The sequence below is a fragment of the Sporosarcina sp. YIM B06819 genome (assembly GCF_033485175.1).
Classification (GTDB): Bacteria; Bacillota; Bacilli; order Bacillales_A; family Planococcaceae; genus Sporosarcina.
The window spans coordinates 118,172-140,446 of record NZ_JAWLIQ010000001.1; the positions used below are offsets into that span (position 1 = coordinate 118,172).

The 22,275-nt window shown below is 42.5% G+C and carries 21 protein-coding genes and 1 other annotated feature; of the genes, 18 read left to right on the forward strand and 3 right to left on the reverse strand.

Annotated elements, in window-relative coordinates:
* The first annotated feature begins 57 nt into the window (after positions 1-57).
* The 3 genes from R2B72_RS00630 to leuS all read left to right on the forward strand — a co-directional run bounded on the left by R2B72_RS00630 (position 58) and on the right by leuS (position 4,177).
* Positions 58-744 (forward strand): CoA transferase subunit A, encoded by a 687-nt coding sequence (locus tag R2B72_RS00630; RefSeq protein WP_318614159.1) that lies wholly within the window; start codon positions 58-60, stop codon positions 742-744.
* A gap of 19 nt (positions 745-763) precedes the next feature.
* The gene (locus R2B72_RS00635) at positions 764-1,423 is read left to right on the forward strand and encodes a 3-oxoacid CoA-transferase subunit B (RefSeq protein WP_318614160.1); all 660 of its coding nucleotides are present in this window, start codon (positions 764-766) and stop codon (positions 1,421-1,423) included.
* A gap of 42 nt (positions 1,424-1,465) precedes the next feature.
* Positions 1,466-1,688, forward strand: a binding site (T-box leader).
* A 71-nt stretch (positions 1,689-1,759) separates the two neighbouring features.
* On the forward strand, positions 1,760-4,177 hold the full coding sequence (gene leuS / locus R2B72_RS00640) for a leucine--tRNA ligase (RefSeq protein ID WP_318614161.1): 2,418 nt from the start codon (positions 1,760-1,762) through the stop codon (positions 4,175-4,177).
* A 167-nt stretch (positions 4,178-4,344) separates the two neighbouring features.
* Here leuS and R2B72_RS00645 read toward each other — a convergent pair whose 3' ends face one another.
* The gene (locus tag R2B72_RS00645; protein ID WP_318614162.1) at positions 4,345-5,610 is read right to left on the reverse strand and encodes an NAD(P)/FAD-dependent oxidoreductase; all 1,266 of its coding nucleotides are present in this window, start codon (positions 5,608-5,610) and stop codon (positions 4,345-4,347) included.
* A gap of 236 nt (positions 5,611-5,846) precedes the next feature.
* Between R2B72_RS00645 and R2B72_RS00650 the strand changes: the two genes are divergently transcribed.
* Together R2B72_RS00650 and R2B72_RS00655 are read left to right on the forward strand one after the other, a co-directional pair.
* Complete coding sequence (locus R2B72_RS00650; RefSeq protein WP_318614163.1) at positions 5,847-7,463, forward strand: polysaccharide biosynthesis protein; 1,617 nt, start codon at positions 5,847-5,849, stop codon at positions 7,461-7,463.
* Positions 7,464-7,469: 6 nt separating this feature from the next.
* A complete protein-coding gene (locus R2B72_RS00655) occupies positions 7,470-8,189 on the forward strand; it encodes a pseudouridine synthase (RefSeq protein WP_318614164.1) in 720 nt (239 codons plus the stop codon).
* 50 nt (positions 8,190-8,239) lie between these two features.
* On the opposite strand, the gene R2B72_RS00660 is transcribed toward R2B72_RS00655, so the two are convergent.
* Complete coding sequence (locus R2B72_RS00660) at positions 8,240-8,461, reverse strand: DeoR family transcriptional regulator (RefSeq protein ID WP_203246612.1); 222 nt, start codon at positions 8,459-8,461, stop codon at positions 8,240-8,242.
* Between the two features lie 320 nt (positions 8,462-8,781).
* Between R2B72_RS00660 and dat the strand changes: the two genes are divergently transcribed.
* Genes dat through R2B72_RS00680 form a run of 4 tightly spaced genes read left to right on the forward strand, consistent with a single transcriptional unit; the run spans position 8,782 to position 12,209 of the window.
* Positions 8,782-9,636 (forward strand): D-amino-acid transaminase, encoded by an 855-nt coding sequence (dat, locus tag R2B72_RS00665; RefSeq protein WP_412177766.1) that lies wholly within the window; start codon positions 8,782-8,784, stop codon positions 9,634-9,636.
* Positions 9,637-9,670: 34 nt separating this feature from the next.
* Positions 9,671-10,657: a nuclease-related domain-containing protein gene (locus tag R2B72_RS00670; RefSeq protein ID WP_318614166.1), complete on the forward strand. Its 987-nt coding sequence runs from the start codon at positions 9,671-9,673 to the stop codon at positions 10,655-10,657.
* A gap of 27 nt (positions 10,658-10,684) precedes the next feature.
* Complete coding sequence (trmB, locus tag R2B72_RS00675; RefSeq protein ID WP_318614168.1) at positions 10,685-11,332, forward strand: tRNA (guanosine(46)-N7)-methyltransferase TrmB; 648 nt, start codon at positions 10,685-10,687, stop codon at positions 11,330-11,332.
* A 34-nt stretch (positions 11,333-11,366) separates the two neighbouring features.
* Positions 11,367-12,209, forward strand: coding sequence for a YtnP family quorum-quenching lactonase (locus tag R2B72_RS00680; protein ID WP_318614169.1), 843 nt, complete (start codon positions 11,367-11,369; stop codon positions 12,207-12,209).
* A gap of 132 nt (positions 12,210-12,341) precedes the next feature.
* On the opposite strand, the gene R2B72_RS00685 is transcribed toward R2B72_RS00680, so the two are convergent.
* On the reverse strand, positions 12,342-12,656 hold the full coding sequence (locus R2B72_RS00685) for a hypothetical protein (RefSeq protein ID WP_318614172.1): 315 nt from the start codon (positions 12,654-12,656) through the stop codon (positions 12,342-12,344).
* Positions 12,657-12,827: 171 nt separating this feature from the next.
* Here R2B72_RS00685 and R2B72_RS00690 point away from each other — a divergent pair, with 171 nt between their 5' ends.
* From R2B72_RS00690 to R2B72_RS00730, 9 genes are all read left to right on the forward strand, one after another.
* Entirely contained in the window at positions 12,828-13,901 is a 1,074-nt protein-coding gene (locus R2B72_RS00690) for a M42 family metallopeptidase (RefSeq protein ID WP_318614173.1), read from the forward strand.
* 69 nt (positions 13,902-13,970) lie between these two features.
* Positions 13,971-14,489 carry a DUF84 family protein gene (locus R2B72_RS00695; protein ID WP_318614174.1) on the forward strand — a complete coding sequence of 173 codons (519 nt, stop codon included), beginning with the start codon at positions 13,971-13,973 and terminating at the stop codon, positions 14,487-14,489.
* A gap of 383 nt (positions 14,490-14,872) precedes the next feature.
* Positions 14,873-15,400 carry a hypothetical protein gene (locus R2B72_RS00700; RefSeq protein WP_318614176.1) on the forward strand — a complete coding sequence of 176 codons (528 nt, stop codon included), beginning with the start codon at positions 14,873-14,875 and terminating at the stop codon, positions 15,398-15,400.
* Positions 15,401-15,404: 4 nt separating this feature from the next.
* Positions 15,405-16,223 (forward strand): DUF1444 family protein, encoded by an 819-nt coding sequence (locus R2B72_RS00705; protein WP_318614177.1) that lies wholly within the window; start codon positions 15,405-15,407, stop codon positions 16,221-16,223.
* The gene (gene ytpR / locus R2B72_RS00710) at positions 16,220-16,825 is read left to right on the forward strand and encodes a YtpR family tRNA-binding protein (protein ID WP_318614179.1); all 606 of its coding nucleotides are present in this window, start codon (positions 16,220-16,222) and stop codon (positions 16,823-16,825) included. Before R2B72_RS00705 ends, ytpR begins: the two co-directional genes overlap by 4 nt.
* Positions 16,826-16,937: 112 nt before the next feature.
* On the forward strand, positions 16,938-19,496 hold the full coding sequence (locus R2B72_RS00715; protein WP_318614180.1) for a DNA translocase FtsK: 2,559 nt from the start codon (positions 16,938-16,940) through the stop codon (positions 19,494-19,496).
* Positions 19,497-19,550: 54 nt separating this feature from the next.
* Complete coding sequence (gene murC / locus R2B72_RS00720) at positions 19,551-20,864, forward strand: UDP-N-acetylmuramate--L-alanine ligase (RefSeq protein ID WP_318614181.1); 1,314 nt, start codon at positions 19,551-19,553, stop codon at positions 20,862-20,864.
* A 210-nt stretch (positions 20,865-21,074) separates the two neighbouring features.
* Positions 21,075-21,539, forward strand: a complete 465-nt coding sequence (locus tag R2B72_RS00725) for a DUF948 domain-containing protein (protein ID WP_318614182.1) — start codon at positions 21,075-21,077, stop codon at positions 21,537-21,539.
* A 70-nt stretch (positions 21,540-21,609) separates the two neighbouring features.
* Positions 21,610-22,221 carry a YtxH domain-containing protein gene (locus R2B72_RS00730; protein WP_318614183.1) on the forward strand — a complete coding sequence of 204 codons (612 nt, stop codon included), beginning with the start codon at positions 21,610-21,612 and terminating at the stop codon, positions 22,219-22,221.
* Positions 22,222-22,275: the final 54 nt, after the last annotated feature.

The following is a 22,275-nucleotide window of genomic DNA, read 5'->3' on the forward strand; positions in this document are numbered from 1 at the left end:
GAACGACTATATTCAATTGGAAGGAACATGTACTATTAGTATAAGGGGGATGAAAGTATGAAACCGATTTATTCATCAGCTATGGAAGCGGTTACAAGTATTGGAGATGGTGCAACATTAATGGTTGGCGGCTTTGGATTAGTAGGCATTCCAGAACAGCTTATCTTGGCACTTGTTGACAAAGGAGTAAAGGATTTAACAGTTATTTCGAATAACTGTGGAGTCGATGATTGGGGACTTGGACTTCTACTGAAAAATAAGCAGATTAAGAAAATGATTGGCTCGTATGTAGGGGAGAATAAAGAGTTTGAGCGTCAGGTGCTGTCAGGCGAAATCGAAGTGGAGCTAACGCCGCAAGGCACACTTGCTGAAAAAATACGTGCGGGTGGGGCAGGTATTCCCGCGTTTTACACGCCTGCAGGTGTTGGGACAGTCGTTGCAGACGGTAAGGAAATTCGTATGTTTGACGGGAAAGAGTATGTGCTTGAGAAAGCGTTGCGTGCAGATTTTGCGCTGATTCGTGCAGCGAAAGCGGATAAGTTCGGTAACCTTATTTACAATAAAACAGCGCAAAACTTCAATCCAATGATGGCTGCTGCTGGCAAGTTCACGATTGCAGAAGTGGAAGAAATTGTTGAAACGGGTGATTTGGATCCGGCGATAGTCCACACACCAAGTATCTACGTGCAAGGGTTATTGCAAGCTGTGCAAGAAAAGCGCATTGAACGTCTGACAACACGCTAAGGGGAGGAGACTTTTGAGCATGACACAAGTAAACATAAGGGAACGCATAGCGAGACGAGCAGAACAAGAAATCGAAGATGGCAACTACGTCAATTTAGGTATTGGCATGCCAACACTTGTTGCGAACTATATTTCGGCCGATAAAACAGTCGTGCTACAATCGGAAAATGGACTGCTGGGTATTGGCCCTTATCCGACTGAAGATGAAGTGGACCCTGATTTGATTAACGCAGGGAAAGAAACGGTGACGACTATTCCGGGCTCTGCTTATTTTAATAGTTCGGAATCCTTTGCCATGATCCGCGGGGGACATGTCGATGTAGCAATCCTGGGTGCGATGGAAGTGTCTGAAAAAGGGGATCTTGCCAATTGGATGATTCCTGGCAAGATGATTAAAGGCATGGGCGGTGCGATGGATCTTGTGCACGGCGCGAAGAAAATCATCGTCATTATGGATCACGTTGCGAAAGATGGCTCTGCCAAAATTAAAAAACATTGCTCACTTCCTTTAACGGGGAAAGCTGTCGTTCATAAAATTATTACGGAGCGTGCATTGATAGATGTGACGCCTGCAGGATTAGAATTGAAAGAAGTTTTCGAAGGTTTCACAATTCAAGAGGTCGTTGATTCGACGGAAGCGCCATTGATTGTTAAAGATGTTATTGAAGGTGGAAAATGATTGTTGTTAAAATGATAAGATTCGGGTAAACTAATAGCAATAGCTTTGGCATTGATGAGGAATAGTAATCTTTGCTGTCGATTTTAGAGAGCAGGCGGTTGGTGAAAGCCTGTACGACAGAGATGAACTCGCCTTGGAGCCTGCATTGGTGAATTTATTAATCCATTAGTAACCCGTGCCGTTTTCCGCGTTAAGGAGTCAAGTTGGGCGGCATTGTCGTCAATTTGGGTGGCACCGCGGGAATTATAGTACTCTCGTCCCTTATATTTTTAAGGGACGGGAGTTTTTTATTTTCATTCAGCGGATGTCACAGATTTTGAATAGGAGGAGTTATACATGAGTTACAATCACGGTCAAATTGAAAAGAAGTGGCAGCAATATTGGAAAGATAATAAGGTATTTAAAATGACGGATGATCCGTCGAAACCGAAGTTTTTTGCGCTAGATATGTTCCCTTATCCATCAGGAGCTGGACTTCACGTTGGGCATCCGCTCGGCTATATCGCAACAGATATTTTGAGTTCATTTAAACGCAAACAGGGCTATAATGTGTTGCATCCGATGGGATGGGATGCCTTTGGTTTACCGGCGGAACAGTATGCATTAGATACAGGTAATGATCCTGCTGAATTTACAGCTAAAAATATTGCGACGTTTAAACGTCAGATGAATGACCTAGGTTTTTCGTATGACTGGGATCGCGAAATCAATACGACAGATCCTTCGTACTACAAATGGACACAGTGGATTTTCATTCAACTGTATAATAAGGGCTTAGCTTATGTAGATGAAGTAGCTGTTAACTGGTGTCCTGCGCTTGGCACGGTTCTTGCCAACGAAGAAGTTATTGATGGGTTATCAGAGCGTGGTGGACACCCGGTTGAGCGCCGTCCAATGCGTCAATGGGTATTGCGTATTACGAATTATGCGGATCGCTTGTTAGAAGATTTGGATGAATTGGATTGGCCGGAAAGCTTGAAAGATATGCAACGCAACTGGATTGGTCGTTCAGAAGGCGCACAGTTGACGTTTGACATTGATGGCACTGACTTATCATTCGAGGCATTCACTACACGTCCGGATACGATTTTCGGTGCGACTTATGCGGTGTTGGCACCAGAGCATAAGTTGGTTGCTAAAATTACGACAGCTGAACAACAACAAGCGGTTGAAAAATATTTGAATGAAGTGAAAATGAAGAGTGATCTAGAACGTACGGATTTGGCAAAAGAGAAAACGGGTGTATTCACCGGTGCTTATGCCATTAACCCAGCAAGTGGCGAAAAAATGCCGATTTGGATTGCAGACTATGTGTTAGCTACGTACGGTACAGGTGCAATTATGGCAGTTCCTGCACATGATGAGCGTGATTATGAATTTGCGAAAGAATTTAATCTGCCAATCATTGAAGTTGTAGCAGGTGGCGATGTTGCGAATGAAGCGTATGTTGGAGATGGGGAGCATATCAATTCGGGCTTATTGGATGGCTTAGGCAAAGAAGAAGCGATTGACAAAGCAATCGCTTGGTTTGTTGAACAAGGCAAAGGCGAGAAGAAAATTACGTTCCGTCTACGTGATTGGTTATTCTCGAGACAGCGTTATTGGGGAGAGCCGATTCCAATTATTCATTGGGAAGATGGCACGATGACACCAGTTGACGAAGCTGATTTGCCGTTGAAATTACCGGTGACAGATGACATTAAACCGAGTGGTACAGGTGAGTCACCACTGGCGAATATTACGGAATGGGTGAACGTAGTCCATCCGGTGACAGGCATGAAAGGTCGTCGTGAGACGAATACAATGCCACAATGGGCAGGTAGCTGCTGGTATTACTTGCGCTACATCGATCCTGATAATGATGAAATGATTATTGATCCAGAGTTGGCGAAACGTTGGTTGCCAGTCGACATTTACGTCGGTGGCGCAGAACATGCGGTTCTTCACCTGCTATATGCACGATTCTGGCATAAAGTGTTGTACGATATTGGTGTGGTTCATACGAAAGAGCCATTCCAAAAATTATTTAACCAAGGAATGATTCTTGGTGAAGGTAATGAAAAAATGTCGAAATCAAAAGGTAATGTTGTCAATCCTGACGATATTGTTCATTCACACGGAGCAGATTCACTTCGTTTGTATGAAATGTTCATGGGACCGCTAGAAGGTTCAAAAGCATGGACGACAAATGGTCTTGATGGCGCACGTCGATTCCTTGACCGCGTATGGCGTCTATTGGTCAATGAAGATGGCACATTGAGTGCAAAAATTAACGGCGAGCCAGGCGGCGAGCTTGAAAAAGTCTATCATCAAACGGTGAAAAAAGTGACCGAAGACTTTGAAGCAATGCGCAATAACACAGCGATTTCTCAGTTAATGGTGTTCATTAACGATGGCTATAAAGCTGATTCAATTCCACAAGAATATGTGGAAGGCTTCGTTAAAATGATTTCTCCAATTGTGCCGCATTTAGCGGAAGAGTTATGGGAGAAATTAGGTCATAGCGATACGATTACGTATGAAGCATGGCCAACGTATGATGAAACGAAATTAGTCGATGATACAGTTGAAATGGCTGTTCAAATTAACGGTAAAGTTCGTGCGAAAATCGTTGTATCAAAAGATGTGACAAAAGACGAGCTTGAAAAGTTAGCCGTGGAAGATGAGCAAGTCAAGGAGCTTCTTGCAGGTAAAGAAGTGAAAAAAGTTATCGCGATTCCAGGAAGACTGATTAATATTGTTGTTGCTGGTTAATTAAAATAAAGAAATCCGCGGAAGAGGTGATTCGCCTCTTCCGCGGATTTTTTGTTGTGTAGTTAATGGGATTAACAGCATAGATAGGTCGTACAGTTCCTACAGGGTAGCCCAGTTTCCCACAAAGGTAGTCCAGTTTGCTAAAAAGGTATCCCGGTTCGCCAAGATCATTGCCCCAAAGCATATTCTCCAGCACTCATCCCGGCAATTCGTCCGGTAACCAGCGCCGACGTAATATTATAGCCACCTGTGTAACCGTGAATATCTAAAATTTCACCGCAGAAATAAAGACCGTCTTTTTTACGCGATGCCATCGTCTTCGGAACAATTTCTTTCACAGACACACCGCCGCCTGTGACGAAGGCTTTTTCAATAGGCTGTGAGCCATTGACGTTCATCGAGAAGGCTTTTAATAATTTTGCCAGTGCACGCATTTTCTCAGCGGACATTTGAGCGCCCGTTTCGGCTAGATCAATACCAGCTTGGTCGAATAAAAAGAGCAACCAGCGTTCAGGTGTGAGTCCTTTTAACACATTTTTTATAGCTTTTGTTGAATCTTCTTTTAGCATGGCATGTAACATTTGAAATACTTTTTCTTCATTCATCGAAGGCAGTGAATCGATGCGCATTTCAACAGGCTGATTGCCATTTTTCATGCGTTCTTTGACGACGAATTGGCTACAACGTAAAATGGCAGGGCCACTCAATCCGAAGTGCGTAAACAGCATGTCCATTTGATGGGTAATCAATGTTTTGCCTTTGGCATTCAAGACAGAAACGGCGACATCGCGTAAAGCAAGGCCTTGTAATTCTTTTGAGACGATGAATCGCTCGTTGGATAATAGAGGCACTTCCGTAGGGTAGAGTGTTGTCACTGTATGGCCGGCTTTTTGAGCCCATGGATAACCATCTCCTGTTGAACCCGTTTGAGGAACTGCTTTCCCGCCGACAGCTAATACGACAGCCTGTGAGCGGATTTCCTCGCCAGAATCTAGTCTGACACCTAGAATTTGTTCATCATCCATTAGTAATTTTTTAACTCGTGTCTCTAGTCGAACTTCAACGTGTAAACGATCCATTTCCGTTAGCAATGCATTGACAACATCTTTTGCCTTATTGGAAACGGGGAACATTCTACCATGATCCTCTTCTTTCAACGCGACACCAAGACCTTCAAAGAATTGAATGATGTCTTCATTATTAAATACGGAGAACGGTCCATATAAAAATCGACCGTTGCCTGGAATGTTTTTCACGATTTCTTCTTGTGGCAGTCGATTCGTTACATTACAGCGTCCCCCGCCAGAGATCGCTAGTTTGTTACCTAGTTTTTTTCCTTTTTCGAGCAGTAGAACTTTGCGACCATTTTCAGCCGCAGCGATAGAAGCCATCAATCCTGATGGACCTCCACCGATGATTATGACGTCATACATATTAGAAACCACACTTTCAGTTTTTCTTCATTATACACAAATGACCGATAATTATTGTGAAAAACATTTCTTGAGGGTAAACTGTATGAAGTAGATTTACCTGTTTTCAGTTGAATACAGGTAAAGCCTCCGGCGGATGTCACGGATTTTTTAGGGGAACTTTTCGAGCTCGCTCGAAAAAAATCCGGACGCAATTACGCCGAGGCGTAATTGATAGGAGAATGGAAGGATAAAAAATGTCATCGAATCTTTTAAAAGGCACTGCGATATTAACAATTGGGTTATTTCTTTCAAAAGCGCTTGGGCTGTTGTATGTTATTCCGTTTTATGCAATCGTTGGGCTAGAAAGTGTAGGGCTCTACCAATATGCATATATTCCGTATAATATAGCACTGTCTGTTGCGATTGCAGGAGCACCACTCGCTTTTTCAAAATACGTTGCAAAATATAATGCACTTGGTGATTATGCGACTGGACGGAAATTGATGAAGTCTGGCATGAGCGTCATGGCCATTACGGGCGTCTTATCATTTCTGGTCCTTTACTCTTTAGCGGAGCCGCTTGCCCATCTCGTGCGGAAAAGTGATGAACAAGATTTCACCATTAACGAAATTGCTTCCGTCATCCGGTGGGTAAGTTTTGCATTGCTTGTTGTACCCATGATGAGTCTTGCACGCGGTTTTTTGCAAGGCTATCAGAAGATGGAGCCAACTGCCGTTTCACAGTTAGTGGAACAAATTGTGCGGATTATTTTTGTGCTTGCTGGGGCATTTATAGTTGTCAATCTTATGGATGGATCGCCAAGAACGGCCGTTAATTTCGCAGTATTCGCTGCATTTATAGGAGCGCTTGCAGGGGGAGCGGTTCTATATAAGTATTGGAGAGGTTTTAAACCGGAGTTCGATCATCTACTAGCGAACAGTCCACCAGCAGAAGATGTGTCGTTTAGGAGTATGTATAAGGAGTTATTTGCTTATATATTTCCCTTCATTCTCGTGGGAGTCATTAACCCACTCTATCAATTTGTTGATATGATTACTTTCAACGACGCGATGGATTCTATAGGACTAGGGAGTGTGACGGATGACTATTTTACAATGCTGAATTTTTTAACGCATAAAATCGTGATGATTCCCGTCATGGTTGCTACAGGATTTTCAATGGCACTTATTCCGGTCATTACAGGATACTATGCGAAAAAAGATCAAAATGGCATCTCACGTTCACTTGATCAAACGTATCAAATTATGTTGTTTCTAACGATTCCTATGGTAATTGGAATGATGGTTTTATCTAATGAGCTATATTTATTCCTTTATGAAAAAGATGTGATGGGTGCAGAAATTTTAGCAAGTTACGCCCCTGTTGCGATTTTGTTTGGTTTGTACACGGTGACAGCTGCGATTTTACAAGGCATTGATCGTCATAAGTGGATTGTTTTCACATCATTGCTTGGCTTACTTTTCAAATTGGCGCTCAATATCCCGCTTATCAAATTATTTGAAACAAATGGAGCAATTCTGGCAACTACAATCGGCTACACCATAGCGGTTGGTATCAATATCCTAATTATTAAAAAGACTTTAAACTATAGGTCTAAGATGGTGTTTAGGCGATTGATTCTCATTTTTTTATTAAATGTGGCCATGTTTATTGCGGTAATTGCCTCGTTAAAAGGATTGACAGCAATCAGTCCCGCAGGTGGAAAAATGCATGCGTTTCTATACATTTTGATTTGCACGATTGTCGGTGCGGCTATTTACGGCTATTTGTCATTCAAAACAGGTTTGGCACAAAAATTATTCGGCGATCGCTTAACACGATTGACCAACAAGCTAGGGTTAAGGAGATAAAATTGCATGCGACTAGATAAATTATTATCCAATATGGGCTTCGGCTCGCGTAAAGAAGTGAAACAGTTATTGAAAAAAGGTGCGGTCCGTGTCAATGCGGAAGCGGTAAAAGATGCCGCATTGCACATTGATACAGAAAAAGACGAAGTGACGATACTCGGTGAGCGCGTTGTCTATAAAGAATTCATTTATCTAATGATGAACAAACCGCAGGGGGTGTTGTCTGCGACGGAGGATAAACATGATCAAACAGTCATCGATTTGTTAGATGCGGATAGTCAGCATTTTGAACCGTTTCCTGTTGGTAGGTTGGATAAGGATACAGAAGGTTTTCTGTTGCTAACGAACGATGGCAAGCTAGCTCATAATTTATTATCTCCGAAAAAAGGTGTGCCAAAAACGTATTATGCACATATTGAGGGTGTTGTGACCGAAGAAGATGTGGAACGATTCGCGGAAGGTGTCATACTGGATGATGCTTATTTAACGAAGCCAGGTAAGCTGCGAATCTTGAAATCCGCAGACGTATCGGAAATTGAATTGACAATTACGGAAGGAAAGTTTCATCAAGTGAAGCGGATGTTTGTGGCGGTGGGTAAACAGGTTGTCTATTTAAAACGACTATCCATGGGGCCTCTCTCATTGGATGAAAATCTACCACTTGGTTCTTACCGAGAGTTGACGGAAGAGGAATTACAACTCCTTCTAAGTCTTTCCGATCAATGAAAAAAGGCTGAGCCGCTTTTTCCGGTTCAGCCTCTCTTATTGTGCGCAGGTCAAGAAGATAATTTCACTTTCTTTGCTGTCGTCGTCCATTTACCGCGGATTGGACTCATAATGAGCCCGTTGTATTCAAGGACATTTAAATCCCTTTGGACAGTACGGTGAGTGATGCCAAATTCTTCGACCAAATTCTCTGTTGTGACTGTACCGTTATCATGGATATACATGTAGACATCCTTGATGCGGGTCAGCATACGATCAGTAGCAGGTTTCAAGTGTGGAATCACCCCTTCATCTTCATTTTCCAAAATAACAATGGACATGAGACTTATGAATGTTGCCTAAAGCACGTTGATAATATCCCTGACACTGCACATCCTTTCCGAATCAAAGCACTCTGTCAGAATCAAATCCTATATTATATGGAAGTTAAATGTTCTGACAATACTAGTATAACGTATTGTCAGATAGTTTGCATGCATTTTCTGTAAAAAAATAAATTGTATGGATTGCACTTTATTTTATGAGCTTAACGTGTGAGAATAGTATAATCGGGAAAAGAAAAGGAACATTAGCGTGTGGAAGGGGAATGACGATGACATTATATTTTATGGACGGCCAGTTTACAGAACGGGAAGAATTGAGAGTATCGATTGACGACCGCGGTTACTATTTTGGTGATGGTGTGTATGAAGTCATTAAAGTATACGGTGGTGAATTGTATACGGCCGAACAACATATCGCTCGATTATTTCAAAGTGCTTTGAAAGTGAAAATGACAATCCCGTATACAGAGGAGCAATTGGTGGAAATCGCACGTGAGTTGACTATGCGCAATGAGATTTCGGTTGGGCATGTCTATATTCAAGTAACACGTGGGGCTGCTCCTCGTACACATCAGTTCCCTGCGGCTACTGTTGCACCGGTTGTGACGGCATATGCTATCCAGAATCCGAGACCTGCGGCAAGCATCGAAAACGGTGTTGCAGTCAAGTCAGTGGAAGATATTCGTTGGCTTCGTTGCGACATTAAAAGTCTCAATTTACTTGGCAATGTACTTGCAAAGCAAGAAGCTCATGAAGCGGGCTGTATAGAAGCACTTCTTCATCGAGATGGTGTTGTCACGGAAGGATCCTCGTCCAATTTGTTTGGTATTAAGAATGGAACGATTTATACGCATCCCGCAAACAATCTAATTTTGAACGGTATCACGCGTCAAGTCGTGTTAGGACTGTGCCAGGAACTCGCAGTGCCAGTGGAGGAAAAGCCATTTACACTTAAAGAGTCATTCGATATGGATGAACTTTTCTTAACATCTACAACATCAGAAATAATGCCGATTACATCGATTGATGGGCGCCTAATTGGTTCGGGAACTCCAGGAAAATTGACAAGGCATTTACAAAAAGTGTTCGCTTTACAAATCCCTTCTTCAAATGTGGGTGAGTAAACGTAGATGCAATGTAAAATTGGAGTGATTGAAAATGGCGCAACTAGTCAAACTGGTCGATTATGTATCCAGATATGAACATGATTTATCCCGCTACCCTACGCAGTATATTCGGTTAAAAAAATACCAATGGGAACGCATGAAGACCCAATGGGAAAATGGCCCGGAATTAACGGAATGGCAACAAGAAGGGATAGAGGCGGTGGAAGAGCCTGAAGAGGGAAAATGGTTTGCGCCTCTTTTTCGGCTTTTTGGTCAACGGAAAACGGTTATCGATGAGGAAGTTCCAGAGGTTGATCATGAAGAAAATGAGGAACAAGATCATTTTGGGTTCAGTCCAAATATTGTCTACAATCCTAAAAACATTGAACAATTAAGAAAGCTCTATTTAGACCAGCTTTTTCATTTTCAGATTAAATGGGCAAGCTCTACACTAATGGACAAGTCGCGGGTTGACCCGCGTTATATGCGAGATTCCTTATTAAGGAGTTTCGCACAGTATTTACCTGATAATTATTTGCTGTTCTATTATCCAATTCTTAAGTTGAAAAAAGCGCCTGTTGAGCTTGATATTATTATGGTGACTCCAGTTGAATGCATGTGTATTACGGTACTGGAGGCAGAAGATATTTCAGCTTTTGTAGGCAGTGGTGATCGATTCTGGGTGAAAAAGTCAGGAGAGAAAGAAACGAAGCTGTTGAATCCGCTTATTGCATTAAATAGGAATGAGAAAATTGTTACTGGCGTTCTAAATGGACAAGAAATTGATTTTCCCGTTAAAAAGTATCTGATTTCCCGCAACGGTTATATTGATTATCCGAGTGCGCCGTTCGACGTGACGATTATTGATAGACGCTCCTATGAAAAATGGTTTTCGGCGTTACAAAAATTGTCTGTTCCATTGAAGTCTACTCAATTTAAAGCAGCGCAAGCTATATTAGATATCGGTCATACAACATCGATGAGTCGATTTTTTGAAGAAGATGAAGAGCAACAACGAGAAGAAGACAACGAATCATAACATTGAATAGAAAAGAGAGTGTGTGTAATGCGGCTTCGCAATAAACCATGGGCAAGGGATTACATGGCTGAACACCCAGATATCCTATTAGCAGAACCTGAAAAAATGAATAACGGCTGGCATGATCTTTTTGGTAATAATCATCCCATCCATATTGAAGTAGGAACGGGTATGGGGCAATTTATCATTGGTATGGCCATTGCCAACCCAGATATTAATTATATTGGCATTGAACACTTTGACAATGTCATTGTTTCAGCACTTGAAAAAGCGATTGAGGCAGGCAAACCGTCCAATTTACGGTTATTCCGAGCAAATGGAATGGACCTCGCGAACATTTTCCACAAAGGCGAAATCGACAGAGTGTACTTAAACTTCTCTGATCCTTGGCCGAAAAAGAGAAATGCCAAACGTAGATTGACACATGAAACCTTCTTAAAGTTGTACGAAACGGTACTGATTGCTGGAGGAGAAATTCACTTCAAAACGGATAATCGTAGCTTGTTTGAATATTCGCTAGTGTCACTATCCGATTACGGTATGAAACTGAAAGACGTATCGCTCGATCTGCATGCGCAAATGCCGGAAGATAATATTATGACAGAGTACGAAGAAAAGTTTTCTGCAAAGGGGCAGCCGATCTACCGGCTGGAAGCGCAATTCAATAATTTGTAATTCGTATAACAAAGGGAATGGGAGGATGTTTTCGATGGATGCATATACATTTCATGGCATGGAGTTGACGTGGTTAGACGGGGGAGTCAACTACTTAGATGGCGGAACGATGTTTGGTGTTGTTCCGAAGGCACTTTGGTCGAGACGCTATGAGGTGGATGACGATAACTTAATCGAGCTGCGCACGGATCCAATTTTAGTCCGTTATGCGGGCAAGACTATTTTAATTGACGCAGGCATCGGAAAAGGTAAGCTTGATGACAAAAAGAAGCGTAATTTAGGTGTACGAGCCGAATCGAGGGTCGAGGAGAGTCTTGGGGAACTCGATTTGACGCCAGAAGCGATTGATATTGTACTGATGACACATTTACATAATGACCATGCGGCGGGTTTGACGGAGTGGCAAGGGGAAGAGCTCGTTTCGGTTTTTCCGAATGCTGACATTTATGTATCTCAGATTGAATGGGACGAGATGCGCAATCCTAATATTCGCTCGCGAAATACGTATTGGAAAGAAAATTGGGAGCCGATTCAACAACAAGTGAAAACTTTTGAGGGAAGTATAACCGTTGTCCCGGGTATTGAAATGATTCATACGGGCGGTCATAGTGATGGTCATAGCATTATTAAGTTGACGCAAAATGATGAAACGGTTCTCCATATGGGGGATATTATGCCAACGCATGCGCATAGCAATCCATTGTGGGTACTGGCCTATGACGATTACCCGATGACATCCATCTTCGCGAAAGAGAAGCTGATGAAAGAGGCCATTCCAGGAGGTTACCGATTCGTTTTTTATCATGACGCGGTGTATAGACTTGTGAAGTGGAATGAAACAGGTAAAGAGATTGTAGAATCTGTTAAACGAACATAAAGATAAAACCGTCACACGACCAGGGAAATCTGGTTATGTGACGGTTTTGTTAAACTCTCGGTTGCCGGGCCACTGAAACCATTCGCGTCCTTCCGCGAATTATAGCAGTGACTGGCACCCGACTATTATTACTCACATTTTCGTTAGTTCAACGACAGAGCCTGTTTTAGCATCGGCAGCGAATTCAAATTGTTCCAGTTCGCCATCTTTAATGCGTGAAATCCCACCACGGTAGACGTCCATTGTAATGACATTGTTTGTGAATGGTTCTGTTTTCATGATGATCCATGAACCATCTATTGGACCTTCGTTTTTAAATGCACTTTTGACTGTATTCAAGACGGTATCAGCTGCAACATTGCGGTTTGTGCGGTCAATGGCTTCGTTGACAACGATTCCAGCTGCAACACCTGTTAATACACCTGCTAGAAAATCTTTTACTTTCATGATTAGGTAGCCCCCCTACATTATTCTTTTCACCAGTGTACCACAATTTTACACAATATAGCAGAGAGTGAGGCTTTTAGATAATTCGATTTCCTAAATAAAAAGATGGAAAATGTCTGAATAATCGACTACACTATTTACAGTACGTACATAAGTGGGGAGGCTAATGCAATGCATAAAGAGACAATTGAAATGTTCAAGACGTTAACTGAACTTCCGGGGGCGCCAGGGAATGAGCATGCCGTTAGAAAGTATATGCGCAGTGAGCTTGAGAAGTATTCTGATGAATTAATTCAAGATAATCTTGGGGGTATTTTTGGAGTAAGAAGAGGTCCAGAGGATGGTCCACGCATTATGGTTGCCGGTCATATGGATGAAGTTGGCTTTATGGTAAGCGCTATCACAGATAACGGGATGATCCGATTCCAACCACTAGGCGGCTGGTGGAGCCAAGTTTTATTGGCACAACGTGTTGAAATTATGACGGATAATGGTCCAGTCGTTGGTGTAATCGGTTCAATTCCACCACATCTGCTAAGTGATGCAGTGCGCAACAAGCCAATGGATATTAAAAATATGCTCATTGATATTGGAGCAGATGACAAAGAAGATGCAGAAAAAATAGGCATTCGACCTGGTCAGCAAATTATTCCTGTTTCTCCGTTTACACCGATGGCAAACGGCAAAAAAATTCTTGCGAAAGCGTGGGATAACCGTTATGGCTGTGGGCTTGCTATTGAACTATTGAAAGAACTACATGGTGAAAAATTGCCGAATAATTTATATTCGGGTGCCAATGTTATGGAAGAAGTCGGGCTTCGTGGTGCGGCAGCCGCAGCAACGATGATTAACCCGGATTTGTTCTTTGCATTAGATGCCAGTCCTGCAAATGATGCTTCAGGTGATAAAAATGAATTTGGGCAACTTGGTAAAGGGACATTGCTGCGTATTTTTGACGGCTCGATGGTTACCCATCGCGGTATGCGGGAGTTCATCCTTGATATGGCAGAAACGCATAACATCCCTTATCAGTACTTCATTTCTCCAGGTGGGACGGATGCAGGGCGTGTCCATATGTCAAATGAAGGTGTGCCAAGTGCAGTGATTGGCATTTGTTCACGTTATATCCATACATCTGGTTCGATTATTCATACGGACGACTATGCGGCGGCAAAAGAACTGCTTGTTAAGCTTGTCAAAGCATGCGATAAAACGACGGTGGCAACGATTAAAGGTAACGTATAAGTAATCCGTCCTTCTACTCTCATGTGGAGTGAAGGACGGTTTTTTATTCAACCATAGGGGGGATTATAGATGGAATTTATGATTGGAACGACAAATCCAGCAAAAGTGAAGGCGGCTAGACGTGTCATTACTAGTCAATTTCCACAAGCAACTGTTTGGGAAGTCGAAGTTAACTCGGGGGTTTCAGACCAGCCTTTTGGGGATGAGGAGACGCGACTCGGCGCTATCAATCGGGCATTACGCGCAACAGAGACGAAAGAGGATGTTATTGGAATCGGCTTGGAAGGTGGCGTCCGGATGTTGGAGGGGCAGATGTACCTTTGCAACTGGGGAGCGTTGGTCCTTCCAGGTGGGAAACGTTTTACAGCAGGTGGTGCGCAGATTCCATTGCCGCAGGAAATCGCCAATGAGCTACTCGAGGGTAAAGAGTTGGGACCGGTTGTCGATGACTATTTCACGGCGAATGGCATCCGTCATAAAGAAGGTGCAATGGGCATGTTTACGGCTCATACAGTGAATCGAGATCAGCTGTTTGAACATGTATTGCTATTGTTAATAGGTCAATTGAAATATGCCACGAAAGAGTAACAAGCCCGTAGTTTCAATGAGTCGCATGAATCCCAAAGGTTGCAACTGCACGGGGATAACTTTAAAATAGAGTTGATGTTAACTTTATTCAACAGTTCAAAGCCCTGCTAAATAAGGAGGAATGAAGTTCAATTCCTCCCTGTTAAGCCTCCGGCGGATGCCACAGATTTTTTAGGGGAATTTAAGAAGGCAGTCTAAGTGCGCGACGTCCTAATCATGTGCCTTAATTTCTGCAAAAGCACAGAAATACGGCAAATCGAACCCTTCGCAGTTCGATTCGCAACGACTGCATGACCTACTTCCTGTAGGCCCCAAGCACGATAAAAATCTGGACCAAATACGCCGAGGCGTATTTGATATAAATAATGATTGGAGGAAATCGAATGTTCCGGAAATGGAAGTTCATATTCCTGCTAGTGATGTCAGCATTGCTACTTACGGCATGTAGCGAATCACTCGGTGAAAGGGCAAAAGTCGGCATCAATGCGGCGGAGGAAGCCTTTCATACAAACGATAAAGAACCTACGGAAGAAATCGATGGTGTCAAATTATACAAGCCTATTGGATTAATGATTAGCGAAAAGTCTGATGCGCAAAATATCGTTTTTACAAAAGGTAAAGAAACTTTCATTTTGTTCATCAATCCTAATGAAAAAAGTGATAGTCAACTGTTTTATGATTTGTTACTGGCAGATCAAAACAAGGAAATTATCGAGCAAGCAACGTTTACGGATAAAGACATATTCGGCTTTGCGGCAGTTGTGAAAAGTGAAGATGACCATGTTGAACTTATAACGAGTGTGGGCGGCTCGAAAATGACTACACTGACAACCAAAAAGAACATCGAAGAAAACTTAACAGAGATGATGGAAGTCGTGCGTTCTGTTGAGAAAGAGAATGGAGGGAATTAGGTAGATGAATTCTGAACAACTACTAGACATTTTAAAAGAACATCTTCCGTCCGACCATTTTCAATGGCGGTTTGATCGGAAAACGGATAAGGTTCGCCTTGAACATGCTGTTTTAAAAAAAGGCATGGATATCTCACTACCAGAAATCCTCGTGAAATACGAAAAGAAGAAAGATGCGGCGATTGAAGAACTCGTCCATATCATCCGGGAAACCTTTACTGCGATGGAAAAAGAACAAACAGAAGGGTTTGTCAGTAGTTCCGCCATCTATCCTGTTATTCGGTCGACATCCTTTCCAAAGGAGTCAGCTGCAGGGCAACCATTTTTAATGAAAGATCATACGGCGGAAACTCGTATCTATTATGCACTAGATCTAGGAACGACGTACCGATTGATTGATGAAGGCATGCTAGCAGCCATAGGTCTAACTGAAGTGGAAATAATGGAATCGGCTATGTTCCGAGTAAGGTCGTTACCAACCGCTATGAAACGGGATGAAGTCTCGGATAATATCTATTACTTCATCAATAATAATGATGGCTACGACGCCAGTAGATTGTTAAATAGTGCATTCCTGAAAGAAATGGAAGGCAAAATTGAAGGTCACATGACGGTTTCAGTCCCACATCAGGATGTCCTGATCATTGGCGATATTCGTAATGACACAGGGTACGATGTACTAGCGCAGATGGCGATGCATTTCTTCACAACAGGTTCTGTTCCGATTACGTCTTTGTCATTTGTCTATAAAGATGGTAAGCTTGAACCTATTTTCATTATGGCTAAAAATCGTTTGGCAAGAAGGGAAGGAAAGAACAAGTGAATATATTTTATAACAGGGATGGTGTAGGAGATGTGCTGTTGATTCAGCATACTGTTACACGTCCAGATGCAGTGACAACAGCCTCTTATGGAGATGTGACAGTAGTCCGAAATGCGGAGACTGGAGAGGTAGCTGCTATTAACTTATTTAAAGCGTCCTCTTACTTCAAGGTTGAAGCGATTGGCAAAGTGGAGCTGACAGAAGACTTTGTGCAGCAGTTGCAAGCGGCATTCGAGAAGAATGGAGCAAATGTTGAACTTGACGCCGATTTTTCACCAAAATTTGTTGTCGGACATGTATTGACGAAAGAAAAGCATCCGAATGCAGATAAATTAAGTGTTTGCACAGTTGATATTGGAAGTGAAAGGGTTCAAATTGTTTGTGGAGCACCGAATGTAGAGGCAGGGCAAAAGGTCGTCGTTGCAAAAATCGGGGCAGTGATGCCATCAGGAATGGTTATTCGTGATGCGGAGTTACGTGGTGTGGCTTCCACAGGTATGATTTGCTCGGCGAAGGAACTTGCATTGCCTGATGCACCTGAAGAAAAAGGGATTTTAGTGTTAGATAGTCAGGCTGTTGTTGGCGAAGCATTTACAAAATAAGCAAAAGAAAAACGTGCCGTCATGGTACGTTTTTCTTATTTCAAAGATTGATTTGATTTAGTAGTGTCGGTACTGTTAAAATAGATTGATTGACACGAAAAGAGTGATAGTCTTGAGTTGGTTTAATACACTAATGAACCGGCTTTTTGGGCCGGATGATAACAGTAAAGAAGAAGTGGTTTATGAAGAATCTAAGAATGATTATGAAGTGGATGAAGCGGTAGAACAACTGGAGCGGAGGCAAGCCTCATCATTCCGTTTTCCAATTGTCTCTGATGCGGAAATATACGGATGGGATGAGGAGCCGTCGAAGGAACGTCAAGTGCCGCAACCTGCAGCAAATCATACGGATGCGGACGATGATTACGAACCGACGCCTCTTTATGAAAATGATAGATGGCAGGGTGATCCGACGGTGTCCAATGTTTTTCGGGCTGGATCAACGCCGAAATATGGGACAGCATCAGTGCCTAAAACGACTATCTTTGGATCTGATGAAGAGGAATATCGAGAGAAACAACCTGCACAAGTAAAAGCACCTATACAAAAACGTTCTAGCAGACCCTTCAGTCCAACGTCCGTACCTTCTCCAGTCTATGGTTATAAGAATCCGAGAAAAGAAGTATCATCAATTCCAGATGAAGAGGATATGAAGCTGTCGCAATTGGAAGAAGCTGTTATACCTATTGAATCAGTCATTTATGAAGACAATGCAGTACAACAACAGTTTGCTCATGCCGATGAAGACGAACAACTTACTATTGTGCAGCCTATAATGGAATTTCCAGTAATAGCATCAGACACCGTGGATGACAAAGTCGACGTAGTTGATGAAACTTACCAGACTACAGTAGAACTGCCAGTTACGGAGCCGGACAAACGGGACAACGAGCTAGATGTTGTTGAAGTGAATTCAACTGTAATTGAACCTTTGGAAATGGCGCATACTAATGACTCATTTCCGAAGGTTAAGGAAGAAGTTTTTGTTGAACAGACGGATTTACCAGAACAACCAGTAATAGAACAACCAGTACCAGAACAGAAAAAAGAACGGATTGTTCCCTTCAATGTATTAATGTTAAAATCCGATAAGGAAAAAATAACACGGGATTATCCTCTGGCAGCAAAATTAGATACATCTATAAAAATGAATGAGCCGATTGCCCCTGCACCTGTGTTCCGTGTAGTGGAAGAGGTTTCGCAAGAGGTACCAGAACAACCAAGTGATGATGAACATATAGACGAACAACCTTATTATGCATTCCCTTCGCTTGATTATTTAATCCCACCTGAAGCGCAAATTGAGGATAGTGAGTGGTTGGAGTCTCAGTCGGAAAAACTGGAAGAGGCATTATCCCATTTTGCAGTCCAAGCAACGGTTATCGAAGCTGTTCAAGGACCGACCGTGACACGTTTTGAATTAACAGTTGGGCAGGGGACAAAAGTAAGCAAAGTCCGTAATTTGACGGATGATTTGAAATTGGCACTGGCAGCTGAAGATATTCGAATTCAAGCACCAATTCCGGGCCGTAGTTCAATTGGGATTGAAATACCGAATCGCAAAACGCGGGCGGTACGAATATCTGAAGTGATTGCGACGGACAGCTTTGAGGCCTCTACGTCCCCATTAGAAGCCGTACTAGGTCTTAGTCTAACAGGAACTCCAGTCACGCTAGACTTACGGAAAATGCCGCATGGGATGATTGCAGGGGCTACAGGTTCAGGGAAATCCGTGTGTATTAATTCGATTTTAGTCAGCTTGCTGTACAAGGCTACACCAACTGATTTGAAGATGATGCTTATTGACCCTAAAATGGTTGAACTTGCGCCATTCAATGGGATTCCACATCTCATTAGTCCTGTGATTACCGATGTTAAAGCCGCAACAGCTGCCCTGAAATGGGCGGTTGCAGAAATGGAACGTCGCTATGAGCTTCTTGCTCATTCAGGTGTAAGAGATATTGAACGCTATAATAAATTGGTCATGGACAGTCGACGTTTTTCATTGAAAATGCCCTATTTGTTGATTGTCATTGATGAGCTTGCTGATTTGATGATGATGGCGCCGGCGGATGTCGAGGTGTCCATTAGCCGGATCGCACAGAAGGCACGTGCTTGCGGTATCCATTTGATCATCGCAACGCAGCGTCCATCAGTCGATGTCATTACCGGGACAATTAAAGCGAATATCCCGACACGTATTGCGTTTTCGGTGTCATCTCAAATTGATTCAAGGACAATTATTGATTCCCCAGGAGCAGAGCGGCTACTTGGCAAAGGTGACATGCTGTATATCGGCAATGGACAGTCGGCTGGTGTCCGGCTTCAGGGGACGTTTGTCACGGATGACGAGATAGAACGTATAATAGAACACGTTCGCAACGAGGCGGCACCAGACTACTTGTTTGGTCAGGATGACCTTCTTGCAAGTGCCGTCGAGGAAGAAGAGACGGATCCACTATTTGAAGAGGTATGTCTATTCGTTCATGAACAAGGTAGTGCATCGACATCCTTATTACAACGAAATTTTAGTATCGGTTACAACCGCGCAGCTAAATTGATTGATCGAATGGAAAAGCATGGTTTCATCTCTGGGCAGCGAGGCAGTAAAGCGCGTGATGTCTTTTTGACGGAAAGCGATCTGGATCGGCTGACGGAGCGTTTAGAATAAAGTTTAGTTAGATTTATTATAGGGGAAACAGAAATGATCCCAGGAGGTTGCAATATGACATTGTTCCATTTTATAGGGATTAAAGGGTCGGGGATGAGTTCGCTCGCCCAAATTCTCCATGATTCCGCCAATGAAGTGCAAGGTTCAGATGTGGAAAAGTATTTCTTTACGGAAGATCCACTTCGTGAAAGAAATATTCCTATTTTGACTTTTGATGAAAATAATATTACAAAAGAAATGACAATAATTGCAGGAAATGCATTCCCAGATAGTCATCCAGAGATTGTGAAATCGAGAGAGCTTGGACTTGAAGTCATTCGCTATCATGATTTTTTAGGAAACTATATGGAAAAGTTTATCTCTGTTGGCGTAACGGGTTCTCATGGTAAAACATCGACAACAGGTTTGCTTGCGCATGTTCTATCAGGTCATTCACCTACGTCTTATTTAATTGGGGATGGCACGGGGAGTGGACCAGAAAACAGTGAGTATTTCGTCTTTGAAGCCTGTGAATACAAAAGGCATTTTCTGGCCTATGAACCAGACTATGCCATCATGACGAATATCGATTTCGATCATCCAGATTATTTTAAGGACTTAGCGGATGTGATGGATGCATTTGGAGAAATGGCGTTGCGTGTTAAAAAAGCACTCATCGCTTGTGGGGATGATAGCCATCTCCAACAAATTCATGCGAAAGTACCCGTTGTCTATTATGGATTTGATGAGTCGAATGATTTTGCAGCAAAAAACATAGTGAAAACAGTAGAGGGATCGACATTCGATGTTTTTGTGCGCAACGAATTTTATCATACGTTCTCAATCCCACAAGCTGGAGACCATACAATTTTGAATTCTTTAGGCGTGATTGCACTTTGTCACTATGAAGGCGTTGAGGCTTCAATTATCCAACAACGCTTATCCACTTTTGGTGGGGTGAAGAGACGCTTTACAGTTGCCGAAGTAGAGGACCGGATCATCGTGGACGACTATGCGCATCATCCGACTGAAATACAAGCCACTTTGCAAACAGCGAAGCAGAAATATCCGGACCGGGAAATTGTAGCGATATTCCAACCACATACATTTACACGGACAGCTGCTCTATTAACAGAATTTGCGGCTAGTCTTTCAGGTGCTGACCATGTTTATCTATGTGATATATTTGGATCTGCTCGTGAAAAGTCCGGAAATTTAACCATCAAGGATTTAGTGGATAAAATTCCAGGTGCAAAACATCTCGTGCTAGATAATATTCAAGTACTAGATACGACAGGACGTTCAGTGTACTTATTTATGGGTGCGGGTGATGTTCAGAAATTTATCAGTGCGTTTAAAGCGCATTTGAATAAAGCGGCAACAGATTGAAAAGGAAGCAGCTGGATCGGGAATCAAGGCCATATACCTTGATTCGGAGACGGCTGTTTTTTGATGTGAAGGTCAGGAAAAAGAAAAAGTTTCTATTTCTATGCAGGGAAATCGACAATGGTGTCGAAGAGGTTATAGAGACATAACGTTTAATTTCCCTTTAAATAGGGTAAACAGTACTTATGTGTAGTAGTTGAAGGAGGCAATACCATGGAAAATTTATTGTACATAGCGGCTATTGTTGCTGCCATCGCATTTTTAATTTTATGCGTGAGCTTGGCGATGACGTTGTTCTCGGTGAAGACAACATTGCAAACCGTTTCGGAAACGATGGATGGGTTAACGACCCAATTAGAGGGTATCACAAAGGAGACAGCAGATCTTCTTCATAAGACCAATAGTCTTGCCGAGGACATCCAACATAAGGCGGAGAAATTGAACTCAGTTGTCGATGCTGTTAAAGGGGTTGGCGACTCTGTTACGGGACTAACTTCTTCTGTGCGTCGGGTTTCCGATACCATTACGACGGAAGCAGAACGCAACGGCGATAAAATTGCACAAGTTGTTCAATGGAGCAATGTAGTAATTGATATTGTCGGTAAAGTGAAAGAACGTCAACCAAAGAAAACGGCTGGTTGGACGGCGTATAAGCCTGTCACAGGGAAGAAAAAGTAAAGTCTTTTTAAAGATTGCCTATCATAATAACTAATAGAGACATTAGACATAAAACTAGGAGGAATTAACTATGAATGAGAATCGCAATCATGAACATGACACAGAAAAAAAACAATATGAAAATTCTTTTGGTGAACCATCTTATTTGCCGGTGAGCTATGAATACGACCGTAATCATACGGATTCATTCTATGAGGAAAAGGATAGCTCTGCAGCTGGTAGCTTTTTGTTTGGTGCTCTTGTTGGAGGAATAATTGGTGCGGCAACAGCCTTGTTCTTAGCGCCGAAATCAGGCAGTGAAATGCGTGTAGATTTTACAACACAGGCTGTACAATTGAAGGATAAAAGTATTGAAATTAGTTCGGTTGCCAAAGAAAAGGCAACTGAATTCACTTCTGTTGCAAAAGAGAAAACAGGTGAATTGTCAAAATCAATTCAAGAGCAGTCCGAACAACTCGTTGAAAAGGTTAAGTCGATGAAGTCAAAAACTTCTGTTCCAATGGATGATGGCACTGCCTCATCTGAAGGGGAAGAGCCGATGGAGTTTATTGAGAAGGCGGTATCAAAAGATGAGGATGCAGTTGAAGTAGAAGAACTAGAAACCTCTACTGCAGAAGCATTCCATCAAGCAGTTGTTGGACAAACGGATACTGTGTCCGATAGTACTGATACTGAGAAATAAATAACCAGCTCAAATCACATAATAAAGGCCCGTCTACCAATAAGGTGGACGGGC

Coding starts and splice junctions, on each gene's coding strand:
- R2B72_RS00730 (WP_318614183.1), top strand. CDS start 21,610: ATGAATGAGAATCGCAATCATGAACATGACACAGAAAAAAAACAATAT.
- trmB (WP_318614168.1), top strand. CDS start 10,685: ATGCGGCTTCGCAATAAACCATGGGCAAGGGATTACATGGCTGAACAC.
- R2B72_RS00630 (WP_318614159.1), top strand. CDS start 58: ATGAAACCGATTTATTCATCAGCTATGGAAGCGGTTACAAGTATTGGA.
- R2B72_RS00705 (WP_318614177.1), top strand. CDS start 15,405: ATGAATTCTGAACAACTACTAGACATTTTAAAAGAACATCTTCCGTCC.
- R2B72_RS00700 (WP_318614176.1), top strand. CDS start 14,873: ATGTTCCGGAAATGGAAGTTCATATTCCTGCTAGTGATGTCAGCATTG.
- R2B72_RS00695 (WP_318614174.1), top strand. CDS start 13,971: ATGGAATTTATGATTGGAACGACAAATCCAGCAAAAGTGAAGGCGGCT.
- R2B72_RS00635 (WP_318614160.1), top strand. CDS start 764: ATGACACAAGTAAACATAAGGGAACGCATAGCGAGACGAGCAGAACAA.
- R2B72_RS00670 (WP_318614166.1), top strand. CDS start 9,671: ATGGCGCAACTAGTCAAACTGGTCGATTATGTATCCAGATATGAACAT.
- R2B72_RS00690 (WP_318614173.1), top strand. CDS start 12,828: ATGCATAAAGAGACAATTGAAATGTTCAAGACGTTAACTGAACTTCCG.
- murC (WP_318614181.1), top strand. CDS start 19,551: ATGACATTGTTCCATTTTATAGGGATTAAAGGGTCGGGGATGAGTTCG.
- R2B72_RS00680 (WP_318614169.1), top strand. CDS start 11,367: ATGGATGCATATACATTTCATGGCATGGAGTTGACGTGGTTAGACGGG.
- R2B72_RS00650 (WP_318614163.1), top strand. CDS start 5,847: ATGTCATCGAATCTTTTAAAAGGCACTGCGATATTAACAATTGGGTTA.
- R2B72_RS00645 (WP_318614162.1), bottom strand. CDS start 5,610: ATGTATGACGTCATAATCATCGGTGGAGGTCCATCAGGATTGATGGCT.
- R2B72_RS00685 (WP_318614172.1), bottom strand. CDS start 12,656: ATGAAAGTAAAAGATTTTCTAGCAGGTGTATTAACAGGTGTTGCAGCT.
- dat (WP_412177766.1), top strand. CDS start 8,782: ATGACATTATATTTTATGGACGGCCAGTTTACAGAACGGGAAGAATTG.
- R2B72_RS00655 (WP_318614164.1), top strand. CDS start 7,470: ATGCGACTAGATAAATTATTATCCAATATGGGCTTCGGCTCGCGTAAA.
- R2B72_RS00725 (WP_318614182.1), top strand. CDS start 21,075: ATGGAAAATTTATTGTACATAGCGGCTATTGTTGCTGCCATCGCATTT.
- leuS (WP_318614161.1), top strand. CDS start 1,760: ATGAGTTACAATCACGGTCAAATTGAAAAGAAGTGGCAGCAATATTGG.